The organism is Kribbella sp. NPDC000426 (assembly GCF_040300265.1).
Taxonomy (GTDB): Bacteria; Actinomycetota; Actinomycetes; order Propionibacteriales; family Kribbellaceae; genus Kribbella.
The window spans coordinates 292476-306215 of the sequence record NZ_JBEPDK010000008.1; the positions used below are offsets into that span (position 1 = coordinate 292476).

Consider the following 13740-nt stretch of genomic DNA (forward strand, 5'->3'; position numbering starts at 1 on the left):
TGTAGTTGTGGTCGGGCGGTTGGTGACGAAAGCGCGGCTCAGGGCGATGGCGCCGTGGGCCGCGCTGAGCCTGCTCTTCGCGGCGACGACGGTCGTGGTGGGCCTGCTCGGGTTCGTGAACGACTCCGAGCGGGTCACGATCGGCGCGCACGCGGCGACCGTGTCGCCCACCTTCGACGGGTACGCGACGCTCGACCTCGGCGCGGTACTTCCGCGGTTGCGGATCCCGGCGGACACGCCGGGCAAGATCGGCGTCAACATCGACGTACAGGAGACCGACGCCGACAATCTCACCGAGCTGCTCACCCGCGACACGCTGATCGCGTCCCAGCCCGACGGTGAGATCGGGCAGATCAAGCAGGTCATCCAGCAGATGGCCGTCGACAATGCGGTCGCCGGAGCCGGTACCGGCCTGCTCGTGGTCGTCGTGGTCGCGACGCTGTGGACGGCCCTCGGCGTACGTCGCCGGCGAGAGCTGTGGCACCTGGTCCACCGGCACGAACGCCGGTTCGAGCACCGCGCCATCGTCGTACTGGTCGCGATGCTGATCACGATCGCGTCGATCTACGGCCCCGGGCGGATGCGGCCGGCCGAAGTACCGCCGACGCAGTGGCAGCCGTTGTTCAAGCTGCTGCCGGAGATGTCGTTCGACGACCGGTTGAAGAAGGTCGAGGTCGCGTCCGGCTTCTCCACGACCGGCGGCGTCGGGATCATCCGGACACTGACCGAGACGTATCGCAAGTCCACCGAGCTGTACGGCCGGCTCAAGAACCGGGTCGCCGACGTCGCGCCGGAGATCCATCAGCCGGGCAAGGAGCAGAAGGTCGCCCTGCTGGTGTCGGACCGGCACGACAACATCGGGATCGACGGGTTCGCGTCCGAGGTGGCCAAGGCCGGCGGCGCCAAGCTGCTGATCGACGCCGGTGACGACACGTCGTCAGGGCAGAGCTGGGAAGCGTTCAGCATCAACTCGCTGCGGCAGCACTTCAAGGACTTCAAGGTTGTCGCGGTGGCGGGCAACCACGACGCCGGCGGCCACGTCGAGGAATTCATGCGCAAGAGCGGGTTCACTGTGCTCGACAGCAAGTCGGTCGAGGTCGAAGGGATCCGGTTCCTCGGCGACAGCGACCCGACCAAGACCGGCCTCGGGAGCGCGGACACCCCGGGGGACGAGACGATCGAGCACCAGTCGGAGCGGCTCGCGGACGTCGCCTGCGACCAGCCGGAGGACAAGCGGATCTCGACGATGGTCGTGCACGACCCGTCCTCGTTCGCCGCCACCGCCGAGCGCGGGTGTGCGTCGCTGCTGCTGTCCGGTCATTTGCACCGGCAGGTCGGTCCCACGACCCGGGCGGTCGGCGAGCACGAGGTCACGACGTACACGAACGGGACGACCGGGGGAGCGGCGTACGCGTTCGCGCTCGGCTACACGCTGCGGAAACCGGGTGAGGTCACCCTCATCACGTACCAGAACGGGCTGCCGGTCGGCCTGCAGACGGTCACCGCGCAACCCAGCGGCGATGTGACCGTCGGGGCCTACAACCCCTTGGGTTCTTGACGATTCAGGCTCTGCCGGCAGTTGTCACGAGGTGTTAACTGTCCAGTAACGGGGGTGGACCAGCGGGCACAGTGGTTTGCAGGAGTAGGGTTTTGTGACGTGCGTCGCGCAAAGATCGTTTGTACGCTCGGCCCGGCTACGGCCGCCCCGGAGCGCATCCTGGAACTCGTCCAAGCAGGTATGGACGTCGCAAGGCTCAACCTGAGCCATGGTGCCCATGCCGAGCATGAGCGCATCTACCAGCGGATCCGCACCGCAGCGGCGGAGGCCGGAAGCAACGTCGGCATCCTGGTCGACCTGCAGGGCCCGAAGATCCGGCTGGCCGAGTTCGCCGAGGGCAAGGCAACGCTGACCTACGGCGAACGCTTCACGATCACCACCCGGGAGGTGCCGGGCGACCAGACCATCTGCGGGACGACGTACGAAGGCCTGCCGGGTGACGTGCGGCCGGGCGACCAGCTGCTGATCGACGACGGCCGGATCGCGCTGGTGGCCGAGGAGGTGACCGAGACCGACGTGGTCTGCCGGGTCACCGTCGGCGGCCCGGTGTCGAACCACAAGGGCATCAACCTGCCGGGTGTCGCGGTCAGCGTGCCGGCGATGTCCGAGAAGGACATCGAGGACCTGCGCTGGGCCCTGCACCTGCCGGCCGACATGATCGCGCTGTCGTTCGTCCGGGACGCGGCCGACATCCAGCTCGTGCACAAGATCATGGACGAGGAGGGGCTGCGGCTCCCGGTCGTCGCCAAGATCGAGAAGCCGCAGGCGGTCGCCAACCTCGACGAGATCATCGAGGCGTTCGACGGGTTCATGGTGGCCCGTGGCGACCTCGGCGTGGAGCTCCCGCTCGAGGAGGTCCCGCTGGTCCAGAAGCTGATCATCGACCAGGCCCGGCTGAACGCGAAGCCGGTCATCGTCGCCACCCAGATGCTCGAATCGATGATCTCCGCGCCGCGCCCGACGCGGGCCGAGGCCTCCGACGTCGCGAACGCCGTACTCGACGGCGCGGACGCCGTCATGCTGTCCGGCGAGACCAGCGTCGGCCGGTTCCCGATCGAGACCGTCAAGACGATGGCGCGGATCGTGGAGTCCACCGAGGAGCACGGCCTCAGCCGGGTCCAGGCGATCGAGTGGGAGCCGAAGACCAAGGGCGGCGTGATCGCCCGGGCGGCCGCGGACGTGGCCGAGCGGCTGGACGCGAAGTACCTGATCGCGTTCACCCAGTCGGGTGACACGGCGCTGCGGCTGGCGCGGTACCGCACCGAAGTACCGCTGCTCGCCTTCACGCCCGTCCCGTCGGTCAGCTCCTGGCTGAGCGTGGTGTGGGGCATCGAGACGCACATCGTCCCGACCGTCGAACACACCGACGAGATGGTCCGCCAGGTAGACCAGCGCCTCCTCGAACTCGGCAAACTCCAGAAGGGCGACCTGGTAGTCATCGTCGCCGGCTCCCCGCCCAGCATCCCCGGCTCCACCAACGCCCTCCGAGTCCACCGCATGGGCGACGCCATCGAAGGAATAGCCCCCGCCTACCGCAGCCAGAACCCGTAGGGCTCCGAACAAGCACAAAAGCAAAGAACATTTAGAGATGTGCTCGAGGCGGACGGTCACCTGACCGCCCGCCTCGACTCATGCAGAACAACAAACAAACAGAGATCTCAGAGATGTGGCCGGCTCGATTGAGCAGCCGCCGGCTCGCTGGGGCTCGTGCAGGGCAAGCGCGAGGCGAAGTGCACGGGCTCGGGGACTGGACGGGTTCGGCGTGGATGACCGGAGGTTGCGGTTGGTCTGCCTAGGACTTTGGGCCGATGAAGGTGTCTAGGTGGGCTACTGCTGGGCGGCGGGCTACGGAGAGGGCGTTGGGGCGGGCATGCGCCAGGGGATGGATAGTTGGTTCAGGGACTGCTGGCAGAGGTGCATGATGTCGGGGGATTCGTTGGAGAACATGTAGCGGGGGTACTCGTAGCGTTTGACCTCGCCGCGGACTGTGCGGGTGGTCCAGTTGGTGATTCGGCAGCCGTCGGAGTTGAAGAGGCCGCGGAGGAAGAGTTCAGGGTGGGTGGCAACGATCTGCTGTTGCCACGGCGCGAGTTCGATCTTGCGGCGGTGCTTGGGGCCGGGGCCGTGCTGGGGGAACAGGCAGGGCCAGTGTTTCCAGTAGGACAGTACGGCGGTGTAGCCGACGGCCTGCACACGATGGACTGGACGAGCCGGGTGGACGTCGGCTACCGCGGAGGCTGCTTCGTCGATGAGTCTCGGATAGGCGTCGTCGCAAGCGATGCGTAAGGCGTAGACGTCTCGCCGGTGCTTCGAGAGACAACCGTCGCCGAGATACAACCCCAGCAGATGCGCGTACGGCGCCGGCGGCAGCTTCCCGTTCGCGCACACGGGACAATCGTTCGGGTACGGCGTACGTGCCGGTCGGTCGCGCCAGTCACGGAGCGTAGCTCGACTCACCCCGAGGCGCTTGCTGATCGAGTTGAGACTCTCGCCGGCACCGATCGCCGCGAGTGCGATCGACCGCGTCTCCCCGTCGTACATGAGAAGAGAATCGCGGCCGCCGCCGACAGATTTTTGTGCCCTGGGTGGGACTCGAACCCACACTGTGCGGGTTTTGAATCCGCCCTCTCTGCCGAAATTGGAGTACCAGGGCTCGGCTCGCAGAAGCTTAGCGCATCAAGGTCGCTGGGCCGAAACTGTCGGTGCCGTCGCGGAGGATTGAGCATGCCTCACATCAGGTCGCAGGAGACGGTCGACTCGGCGTTGCGGATGTCCGATGCCGGATTCAGTGATCGGGCGAACGCCGCGCAGCATGGTGTTGCGATCAAGACGATCCGGCGGTGGCGGCGGCTGTATCAGCGGCGGGGGTTGCCGCGGGGGACAGGGTTTCAGGGAACGCCGTGCCCGAGGTGCGACGGCGCTGAGTTGGATGAAGAGGCCTATGCATTGCTGCTGGGGTGGTATCTAGGGGACGGATCGATCGCCCGTGCGCGGCGTGGCGTGTTCACGTTGCAGATCGTCAACGACGCGAGGTACGTCGAGCTCAATCATGAGATCGCGGAGACCGTCAAGCGGGTGAAGCCGACTGCGAGCCCTTGCCTCCGTGGAGGACAAGGCGCGATCCGGGTCGAGGCGAGGTGGAAGCACTGGCCTTGTCTGTTTCCGCAGCATGGGCCGGGGCGGAAGCATTTGCGGAAGATCGAGTTGGTGGAGTGGCAGCTGGAGATAGTTGCCAAGTACCCCGAACAGTTGTTGCGGGGGTTGTTCCACTCGGACGGGTGCCGGTTCGTGAACTGGGCGAGCAAGCCGGCGACGGGCAAGCGGTACTACTACGTCCGGTACATGTTCTCGAACGAGTCCGAGGATATTCGCAAGATTCTCACCGATGCGCTGGACCTGCTGGGGATCGCCTGGCGGCAGCCCAGGCGCAACGCGATCGCGGTCAGTCGGAAGGAAGCTGTCGCAGTGTTGGACGGGTTCGTGGGGGCCAAGGGGTGAGGTCGCTAAGGTGTGGGCGTGACTGCTAAGCGTGTGGTGATCGCTGAGGACGAGGCTCTGATTCGGATGGATCTGGCTGAGATGCTCGCGGAAGAGGGGTATGACGTCGTCGGGCAGGCGGGGGACGGGGAAGAGGCGATCCGGCTGGCCGAGGAGCAGCGGCCGGATCTGGTGATCCTCGATGTGAAGATGCCCAAGTTGGACGGGTTGAGCGCGGCGGAGAAGATCGCGGGCGAGCGGATCGCGCCGGTGCTGATGCTGACCGCGTTCTCGCAGCGGGAGCTGGTCGAGCGGGCGCGGGACGCCGGCGCGATGGCGTACCTGGTGAAACCGTTCTCCAAGGCCGATCTGCTGCCTGCGATCGAGATCGCCGCGTCGCGGTACGTCGAGCTCGCCGAGCTGGAGCGCGAGGTCGCGGACCTGGCCGAGCGGCTGGAGACGCGCAAGCTGGTGGACCGGGCCAAGTCGATCCTGCAGACCAAGTTCGGGCTGTCCGAGCCGGACTCGTTCCGGTGGATCCAGAAAACCGCAATGGACAAAAGAGTTTCGATGCGCCAGGTCGCGCAGTTGGTCGTTGACGAGGCTGGCAGTAGCGACTGAATCACTCTCCGCTCACCGCCCTGGGCGGTGGTACAGCAACCATTCCAACCCATGCTGCTTACCGCTGTAACGACCTCACAACACACGCTCTGTCACATCGCCTGGAGAGCCGCCCGAGGTCTAACCTGCGGATGCTCGCGGCAAACGCGGGAGTCCGGAGATCTGCCGGACTATCCAGACATGGGAGGAACAGTGCACCAGCGTTCCGTAGTAAGGGTCGGCGCGTCGCTGATCGTTGCGTCGTTGGCCCTGACTGCCTGCGGCTCACGCAGTGGCAACGACTCCGGGGGGAGCTCCGGGGGCTCGACGAAGACCGCCAAGATCGGCGTCATCGCGCCGCTGTCCGGAGACTTGTCGGCCCTGGGTCTGGGTATCCAGCACTCCGTCGAGCTGGCCGTGAAGCAGGCCAACGACTCCAACGCGATCCCGGGCTGGAAGCTCGAGGTCGTGCCGAAGGACGACGAGGCGAAGCCGGACCCGGGTAAGAACGCCGCCACCGCGCTGGCCGGCGACCCCGACGTCATCGGTGTGGTCGGCACGCTGAACACCAGCGTCAGCCAGCAGGTCCAGCCGGTGCTCGCGCCGAAGAACATCGTCCAGGTCTCGCCGGCCAACACCGGCCCGGGCCTGACCCAGGGCGCCAACTGGCAGACCGCACCGCAGCGGCCGTACAAGACGTACTTCCGCACCTGCACGACCGACGCGGTCCAGGGCCCGTTCGCGGCCCGGTACCTGTACGAGACCGCGAAGATCACCAAGGTCGCCACGATCCACGACAAGAAGGCGTACGGCCAGGGTCTGGTCGGCACCTTCACCGAGGAGTTCAAGAAGCTCGGCGGTCAGGTCGTCGCGGCCCAGACCATCAACCCGGACGACTCGAACTACCAGGCCGTGATCTCCGCGATCAAGCCGTCCAACCCGCAGGCCGTGTACTACGGCGGTGAGTACCCGCAGGCCGGTCCGCTCTCGCAGCAGATGAAGGCCGCCGGTCTGAACGTCCCGCTGATGGGCGGCGACGGTATCTTCGACCCGAAGTACATCACCCTGGCCGGTAAGACCTCCGACAACGACCTGGCCACCTCGGTCGGCGCGCCGGTGGACTCGCTGGAGTCGGCGAAGAAGTTCGTCTCCGACTACAACGCGCAGAACTACAAGGAGCCGTACGCGGCGTACGGCGGTTACTCCTTCGACGCGGCCAACGCGATCATCGCGGCGCTGAAGACCTCGCTGAAGGACGCCAAGGACGTCGAGTCCGCGCGTCAGGCGACGGTCGACGCGATGAGCCAGGTCTCGTTCGACGGCGTCACCGGCAAGGTCTCGTTCGACCAGTACGGCGACACCACGTCCAAGGTGCTGACCGTCTACAAGGTTGCCGGCGGCAAGTGGGCCACCGTCGAGACCAAGGCGTTCGAGGACAAGTAAGCGAAGTCGACCTCATGTCTCGGGGGTGGGAGCGATCCTCCCACCCCCGTGGCGTGTCATAACCGAGGCAGATGGGAGGTCGACGTGGACCAGTTCTTCCAGCAGCTCGTCAACGGGCTGACCTTGGGCTCGCTGTACGCCTTGATCGCGGTGGGTTACACCGTCGTCTACGGCATCGTGCAGCTCATCAACTTCGCCCACGGCGAGGTCTTCATGATCGGCGCGTTCGGCGCGCTGACCACCTACTTGTTGTTCTTCAACGGCGATACCAGCGTGTGGATCCTGCCGATCATGATCATCGGAGCGATGATCGCGTCGGTCGGTACCGCGGTGTCGATGGAACGTGTCGCGTACCGTCCCCTGCGGAACGCGCCACGCCTGGCGCCGCTGATCACCGCGATCGGCATCTCGGTGTTCCTGCAGGAGTTCATCCGCCTGTTCTACGAGCGTCCGGGCTGGACCGCGGTGGTGTTCGCCGGTCTGGCGATCGCCATCGGGTACGTCGTCGGTTCGCGGCTGGCCAAGGTCAACCTGAACCACCCGGTGTCCAAGTGGAACGACCGGGCCCCGCTGCTCGGTGCCGCGGTCGGCGCCGTCGTGGTGTGGATCGTCGTACGCCTGATCGACCCCGACGTCACGGCGCTGTACGTCGTCGCCGCGATCGTCGGCGGCGCCGTCATCGGCACGGGGGTCGGCGTACTGGCCGGCCGGGCCGCGAAGAAGGGCGCGCGGGTCCAGATCACCGTGCAGGCCGTGGCTGCCACGGCTGTCGCGTCCGCGTTGTCCGCGGAGATCGGCTGGATCGTCTTCAAGGAGTTCATCAACAAGGTCGAGTGGCCGAGCGCGAAGCAGCGCATCCCGTTCCCGCAGCTCGACGTGGTGACGGGTACTGCGTTGCAGGTCGGCGGCGTGACCATCCAGCGGTCCGCGATCTTCACGGTCGCGGCGCTCGTGGTCTGCGCCGGGCTGCTGTGGTTCTTCATCAACCGGACCCGGCTCGGCCGCGGTATGCAGGCCGTGTCGCAGGATCCGGACACCGCCCGGCTGATGGGTATCAACGTCGACCGGATCATCGTGGTCGCGTTCGCCCTCGGTGCGGTGCTCGCGGCGATCGCGGGCGTCTCGCAGGGCCTGCAGAACAACAACATCGACTTCCGGATGGGCTTCCTGGCCGGTCTGAAGGCGTTCACCGCGGCCGTCCTCGGCGGTATCGGGAACGTGTACGGCGCCGTCGTCGGCGGTCTCGTGCTCGGTGTCGTCGAGGCGATGGCCACGCAGTACATCCCGGGTCAGTTCGGCGGGAGTACGTGGAAGGACGTGTGGGCCTTCGTCATCCTGATTCTGGTTCTGGTCTTCAGGCCGCAGGGCCTGCTCGGCGCGAGGGTGGTGGACCGCGCATGACGGATGTGAAGACTCCGGTGCCGGAGGCAACGGAAGCGCCGGCCGGCAAGCCGGGCCACCCGATGGCGTGGCCGCTGGGCATCGCCGGCGTGGTGCTGCTGATCGTCGGATCGTTCTTGTCCTGGAGCTACGACGGCCAGATCCTGAACGACCTGTCGATCAACTTCTACCCGGGCGGCCTGCAGATCCTCACGATCATCGGCGCACTGCTCGCGCTGGTGCTGCTGCTGGCCGAGAAGGGCCCGCTGACCAAGCTGGGTGCGTGGCTGGACGCCACGGTGGGCATCCGGACCCTCGGTGCCGGGCTGACGCTCTACATGGTGCTGATCCTGGTTGCCATCGGCACCGAGTCCGACGGCCTGATCAACGTCAACCCCGGCGGGTACATCTCACTCGTGGGCGCCGTGCTGATCGCGGTCTCGGGCTGGTTGCTGCCGTTGCGGCAGCTGCGGGACATGAGTGAGGCCAGACTGCCGGGCTGGGCGGAGATCCTGACGATCGCGGTGCTGATGGCCGCGGTGCTGTTCGCCGCGGCGTACGCACTCGGCCTGCAGGATGCCTGGTCGTTCATCCTCTGTCTGGTGTTCATCGCCGTGGTGGCGACAGCGCTGTTCCGGACCGGTGTGATGAGCTTCGTCGGTCATGTCGGACAGCGGCACCGCAACGTGCTGACGCTGGCCGCGTTCGTGGTGGCGTTCCTGTTCCCGTTCACGCAGAACGGGTCGGACGCGAACATGTCGATCGCGAACCAGGTGCTGATCTTCGGCGCGACCGCGATGGGCCTGAACATCGTGGTCGGCCTGGCCGGTCTGCTCGACCTCGGCTACATCGCGTTCCTCGGCGCCGGCGCCTACACGGCCGCGGTGCTGTCGAACTCGGCGTTCGCCACCGTCGGATGGAAGCCGCCGTTCCTGGTCGTGATGCTGGTCGGCGCGTGTGTCGCGGCGATCCTCGGCCTGATCATCGGTACGCCGACGCTGCGGGTCTCGGGTGACTACCTGGCCATCGTGACGCTCGGCTTCGGTGAGATCTTCCGGTTCTCGATGGGCAACCTGGACGGCAACAACGGCCCGAACCTGACCAACGGCCCGAACGGCATCCCGGGTATCCCGGACCTGAAGATCGGCGGTTTCAACTTCGGTGACGAGCACAATATCGCCGGCATCGAACTGGGCCGCTTCTCGAACTACTACTTCCTGCTGCTGATCCTGATCGGCTTCGTCATCCTGGTCTTCGCCCGGCTGAACAACAGCCGGATCGGCCGAGGCTGGGTGGCGATCCGGGAGGACGAGAAGGCCGCCGAGGCGATGGGCGTGAACGTGTTCGGGCTGAAGCTGCTCGCGTTCGCGGTCGGCGCCTTCCTGGCCGGTCTGGCCGGCACTATCAAGGCCCATCAGGACGCCGCGGTCAGCCCGGACCAGTACCAGTTCATCGAGTCGGCGTTCCTGCTCGCCGCGATCGTGCTCGGCGGTATGGGCACCATCGCCGGTGTGTTGCTCGGCGCAACGATCCTGAAGCTGCTGCCGGAGAAGCTGCGGTTCTTCTCGGAGTACCGGCTGCTGATGTTCGGGTTGCTGCTGGTGCTGATGATGCGGTTCCGGCCGGAGGGTCTGGTCGCGAGCAGACGAAGGCAGCTGGAGTTCCACGAGGAGGACGAAGAGCTGGCGGTCGAAGTGGAAGAGGAACGTCTGGCTGTCGGGGAGGCGAAATGACAGTGACCGAGTCCCGGCCCGAGACCTCGCGGTCGATCGGCGAGCCGGTCCTGGAAGCCTCCGGCGTGACCATGCGGTTCGGTGGTCTGCTGGCGGTGAACGACGTCAACCTGACCGTTCGCGAGGGTGAGATCGTCGGTCTGATCGGCCCGAACGGCGCCGGTAAGACGACGTTCTTCAACTGCCTCACCGGTCTTTACAAGCCGACCAGCGGTCAGGTCCGGTTCGCCGGCGTGCCGCGGAAGGCACCGAAGGCGGTCCGGCCCAAGAAGGGGCAGACGGTCGACGCCGTACCGGTGCAGACACTTGCACCGCTGTCGCCGTTGCCGCCCAAGCCGCGGTCGGTGGTCCGGGCCGGGATGGCGCGGACGTTCCAGAACATCCGGCTGTTCGCGAACATGACCGCGCTGGAGAACGTGATGGTCGGGCGGTACTGCCGGACCAGCGCGGGCGCGCTCACCTCGGTGCTGCACGGGCCGAAGTTCCGGCGCGAGGAGGCGGCGACCCGGGCCCGGGCGCAGGAGCTGCTCGAGTTCGTCGGCCTCGGCCGGTCGACCGAGCACCTGGCCCGGAACATGCCGTACGGCGACCAGCGCCGGCTCGAGATCGCGCGGGCGCTGGCGACCGACCCGAAGCTCATCCTGCTGGACGAGCCGACGGCCGGTATGAACCCGCAGGAGACCCGGCAGGCGATGGACCTGATCTTCAAGATCCGGGACTCGGGGCTGTCGGTCGTGGTGATCGAGCACGACATGCGGTTCATCTTCAACCTGTGCGACCGGGTGCTGTGTCTGGTCCAGGGGCAGGCCCTGATCGAGGGCACCCCGGACGAGGTGCAGTCCGACCCGCGGGTGATCGAGGCCTACATCGGCACCGGCGAGGACGACGAGGACGAGGTCCAGGACGACGTCCAGGACCCGGCCGCCGGGGAGGAGACGTCATGACCGCGATGCTCGAGGTCAAGGACCTGGAAGTTGCCTACGGCAAGATCCAGGCGGTGAAGAAGATCAGCTTCACCGTGGAGCAGGGGCAGGTGGTGTCGCTGATCGGCACCAACGGCGCCGGCAAGACCACCACGCTGAAGACGATCTCCGGTCTGCTCCGGCCGACCGGCGGCGAGATCTGGTTCCAGGGCGAGCGGATCGACCACGTGGCGGCGCACGACATCGTCACCCGGGGTCTGGCCCACTCGCCCGAGGGCCGGCGGATCTTCCCGCGGCTGTCGGTCGAGGAGAACCTGATGCTCGGCGCGTTCTCGCGCCGGGACCCGGGCGGCGTGAAGACCGACCTGGAGTCGGCGTACGAGCTGTTCCCGATCCTGGGGGAGCGGCGCAAGCAGCCGGCCGGTACGTTCTCCGGCGGTGAGCAGCAGATGCTGGCGATGGGCCGGGCGATGATGAGCCGGCCGAAGCTGCTGATGCTGGACGAGCCGTCGATGGGTCTGTCGCCGATCATGATGAAGCGGATCATGTCGACGGTGACCGAGCTGCAGCGGCAGGGTACGACGATCCTGCTGGTCGAGCAGAACGCGCAGGCCGCGTTGAAGCGGGCCGACTACGGGTACGTGCTCGAGGTCGGGAAGATCGTGCTGTCGGGTTCCGGCGGCGATCTGCTGGTGAACGACTCGGTCCGCAAGGCCTATCTGGGCGAGGACTGAGAGTTCGCCGCTGCTGGTTCAGTTGCGGATGACAACGAGCAACTGGACCAGCAGCGGCGCGACGATCAACGCCGGTAGCAGGTCCGCGACCGCTACCTGCTTCAGTTTCAGCAGTCTGAGCGCCACGCCGATCAGCATCACGCCGCCGGTAGCGCCGAGCGCGGTCACATGCGCGTCGGGCAGTACGTCGCCCAGCACCGCGCCGACCGCCGTCATCGACCCCTGGACGACGAGTACGACCAGCGCCGACGCTGCGACGCCCCAGCCGAAGGACGCGGCGAAGGCGATCGAGGTGAAGCCGTCGAGAACCGCCTTCAGGTACAGCTGATCCGCGCCGCGGCCGAGTCCGTCGGACAGCGAACCGAGGAACGTCAGCGGCCCGACGCAGAACACCATCGACGCCGACACGAACCCTTCGACGAACGTGCTCTGCCCTTCGCCGCGGTCGAACCGGCGCTGCATCCAGGCGCCGAAACCTTCCAGCCGCTTCTCGATGTGCAACAGCGAGCCGATGATGCCGCCGATCAGCATCGCTCCCAGCACGATCAGCACCGGGGCGCTGTCGCCGACCGCGTCGCTGAGCGCCTTGTCGCCGACGGTGAGTGCCGAGGAGATCGCGATCAGCAGCGTGACCAGGCCGATCGCGTCGGTGACCAGATCCCTGGTGCGGTGACTGAGCCGGTGTCCGACGAGTACGCCGAGTACCGATCCGACGAGCACCGTCGCGACGTTCACGACGGTGCCGATTCCGATGAACAAACTGGTCTCCAGATAGCTACCGGTCAGCTTTGCATGTGACCCGTGAGGGCCTACTGTTGCGCGAGGACGAGCGTATCGGCACGTCCGTTCACCTCGGGGGTGGACCGGACCCAGGAGGTCGCTGTGGTGGCAGCCATCGAGGTGAGGGACGCACGCGTGGGTGACGCCGGCGCCCTGGTCGCGTTGTGGCGTGAGCTGACCACCGTCGGGCTGCCGTCCCGGTTGCCCGCGCCGCCGTCGACGGCCGCCGCCGAGGTTGCCGTCAGCAAACATCTGGACGATCCGTTCGGCCGCCTGCTGGTGGTCGAGCTGGACGGCGTGATCCATGGCATGGCCTACCTGCGCCGGACCGCGGTCAGCCCGCTGCACGACGACACCACCGTCACCGTCGAGTACCTGCACGTCAGCGACTCGTCCCGCCGGCACGGTCTCGGCAGGGCCTTGATCGCCGAGGCGGTCACCTGGGCCGAGCACGAGAACTGCGCGCACCTGGCCGTGGTCGCGCCGGCGATCGCCCGCGAGGCCAACCGGTTCCTGGCCCGCCTCGGTCTCGGCCAGGCCGGCGTACTGCGGTTCGCGAACACGCACACGGTCCGTCGCCGGCTCGCCGCAGAACACGCGCCGAACCTGCTGGCCCTGCTCTCGTCCCGCCGCTCCGCCCTGGCCCGCCGCGCCCAGCTCGGGGGCTCGGTCGGGGGAGTGGTCAGCTCCCCGGCGGAGCCTGAATCAGCTGGCAAGTGATCCGCGCGGTGCAGACCCGCTTGTCCCGCTCGTCGGTGACGATCACCTCGTACGACGTCGTCGTACGGCCGAGGTAGATCGGGGTCGCGACGCCGGTCACGACTCCCTCGCGGACCGCGCGGTGATGGGTCGCGTTGATGTCGACCCCGACCGCGACCTTCCCGTACGTCGCCGCGTGCAGCGCGGAGCCGATCGAGCCGAGGCTTTCGGCCAGCACGCAGGACGCGCCGCCGTGGAGCAGCCCGTACGGCTGGGTGTTGCCCTTGACGGGCATCGTCGCGACCACCCGCTCGGGCGACGCTTCGCTGACAACGATTCCCATCAGCTGCAGGAGTGTGCCCTCCATGCCCATACCCGGGCCGAGGTTCGTTTCATCTGTCACGGAAGCAGTG

13 protein-coding genes and 1 tRNA gene are annotated in these 13740 nt (G+C 67.0%); 10 read left to right on the plus strand and 4 right to left on the minus strand.

All coding sequences use genetic code 11. From position 1 onward, the window contains the following. Positions 1-7 precede the first annotated feature (7 nt). The gene (locus ABT313_RS35935) at positions 8-1558 is read left to right on the plus strand and encodes a metallophosphoesterase family protein (RefSeq protein ID WP_350863197.1); all 1551 of its coding nucleotides are present in this window, start codon (positions 8-10) and stop codon (positions 1556-1558) included. Between the two features lie 99 nt (positions 1559-1657). Next, complete coding sequence (gene pyk, locus ABT313_RS35940) at positions 1658-3109, plus strand: pyruvate kinase (protein ID WP_350863200.1); 1452 nt, start codon at positions 1658-1660, stop codon at positions 3107-3109. 294 nt (positions 3110-3403) lie between these two features. Here pyk and ABT313_RS35945 read toward each other — a convergent pair whose 3' ends face one another. Both ABT313_RS35945 and ABT313_RS35950 read right to left on the minus strand, forming a co-directional pair. Continuing rightward, a complete protein-coding gene (locus tag ABT313_RS35945; RefSeq protein ID WP_350863204.1) occupies positions 3404-4099 on the minus strand; it encodes a transcriptional regulator in 696 nt (231 codons plus the stop codon). Positions 4100-4135: 36 nt separating this feature from the next. Further along, positions 4136-4211, minus strand: a tRNA-Leu gene (locus ABT313_RS35950). A gap of 71 nt (positions 4212-4282) precedes the next feature. On the opposite strand from ABT313_RS35950, the gene ABT313_RS35955 reads away from it, so the two are divergent. The 7 genes from ABT313_RS35955 to ABT313_RS35985 all read left to right on the plus strand — a co-directional run bounded on the left by ABT313_RS35955 (position 4283) and on the right by ABT313_RS35985 (position 11848). After that, on the plus strand, positions 4283-5056 hold the full coding sequence (locus tag ABT313_RS35955; protein WP_350863207.1) for a transcriptional regulator: 774 nt from the start codon (positions 4283-4285) through the stop codon (positions 5054-5056). A gap of 18 nt (positions 5057-5074) precedes the next feature. Continuing rightward, on the plus strand, positions 5075-5656 hold the full coding sequence (locus tag ABT313_RS35960; RefSeq protein WP_134098654.1) for an ANTAR domain-containing response regulator: 582 nt from the start codon (positions 5075-5077) through the stop codon (positions 5654-5656). Between the two features lie 180 nt (positions 5657-5836). Continuing rightward, the gene (locus tag ABT313_RS35965) at positions 5837-7078 is read left to right on the plus strand and encodes a branched-chain amino acid ABC transporter substrate-binding protein (protein ID WP_350863210.1); all 1242 of its coding nucleotides are present in this window, start codon (positions 5837-5839) and stop codon (positions 7076-7078) included. Positions 7079-7162: 84 nt separating this feature from the next. Then, a complete protein-coding gene (locus ABT313_RS35970) occupies positions 7163-8479 on the plus strand; it encodes a branched-chain amino acid ABC transporter permease (RefSeq protein WP_350863213.1) in 1317 nt (438 codons plus the stop codon). Next, positions 8476-10191: a branched-chain amino acid ABC transporter permease gene (locus ABT313_RS35975; RefSeq protein ID WP_350863214.1), complete on the plus strand. Its 1716-nt coding sequence runs from the start codon at positions 8476-8478 to the stop codon at positions 10189-10191. The genes ABT313_RS35970 and ABT313_RS35975 overlap by 4 nt, the downstream gene beginning before the upstream one ends. Further along, the gene (locus tag ABT313_RS35980) at positions 10188-11135 is read left to right on the plus strand and encodes an ABC transporter ATP-binding protein (protein WP_350863217.1); all 948 of its coding nucleotides are present in this window, start codon (positions 10188-10190) and stop codon (positions 11133-11135) included. Before ABT313_RS35975 ends, ABT313_RS35980 begins: the two co-directional genes overlap by 4 nt. Then, on the plus strand, positions 11132-11848 hold the full coding sequence (locus tag ABT313_RS35985; protein ID WP_350863220.1) for an ABC transporter ATP-binding protein: 717 nt from the start codon (positions 11132-11134) through the stop codon (positions 11846-11848). Before ABT313_RS35980 ends, ABT313_RS35985 begins: the two co-directional genes overlap by 4 nt. 18 nt (positions 11849-11866) lie before the next feature. On the opposite strand, the gene ABT313_RS35990 is transcribed toward ABT313_RS35985, so the two are convergent. After that, entirely contained in the window at positions 11867-12607 is a 741-nt protein-coding gene (locus ABT313_RS35990; protein ID WP_350863223.1) for a DUF554 domain-containing protein, read from the minus strand. Between the two features lie 126 nt (positions 12608-12733). Here ABT313_RS35990 and ABT313_RS35995 point away from each other — a divergent pair, with 126 nt between their 5' ends. After that, on the plus strand, positions 12734-13348 hold the full coding sequence (locus ABT313_RS35995; protein ID WP_350863225.1) for a GNAT family N-acetyltransferase: 615 nt from the start codon (positions 12734-12736) through the stop codon (positions 13346-13348). Here ABT313_RS35995 and ABT313_RS36000 read toward each other — a convergent pair. After that, a complete protein-coding gene (locus ABT313_RS36000; protein WP_134103949.1) occupies positions 13311-13700 on the minus strand; it encodes a hotdog fold thioesterase in 390 nt (129 codons plus the stop codon). The genes ABT313_RS35995 and ABT313_RS36000 overlap by 38 nt on opposite strands. Between the last annotated feature and the right edge of the window lie 40 nt (positions 13701-13740).

Bases quoted from the DNA above. Each gene is read 5' to 3' on its own strand.
- ABT313_RS35945 (WP_350863204.1), bottom strand. From the start codon at position 4,099: ATGTACGACGGGGAGACGCGGTCGATCGCACTCGCGGCGATCGGTGCC.
- ABT313_RS35955 (WP_350863207.1), top strand. From the start codon at position 4,283: ATGCCTCACATCAGGTCGCAGGAGACGGTCGACTCGGCGTTGCGGATG.
- ABT313_RS35965 (WP_350863210.1), top strand. From the start codon at position 5,837: ATGGGAGGAACAGTGCACCAGCGTTCCGTAGTAAGGGTCGGCGCGTCG.
- ABT313_RS35975 (WP_350863214.1), top strand. From the start codon at position 8,476: ATGACGGATGTGAAGACTCCGGTGCCGGAGGCAACGGAAGCGCCGGCC.
- ABT313_RS35980 (WP_350863217.1), top strand. From the start codon at position 10,188: ATGACAGTGACCGAGTCCCGGCCCGAGACCTCGCGGTCGATCGGCGAG.
- ABT313_RS35985 (WP_350863220.1), top strand. From the start codon at position 11,132: ATGACCGCGATGCTCGAGGTCAAGGACCTGGAAGTTGCCTACGGCAAG.
- ABT313_RS36000 (WP_134103949.1), bottom strand. From the start codon at position 13,700: ATGGGCATGGAGGGCACACTCCTGCAGCTGATGGGAATCGTTGTCAGC.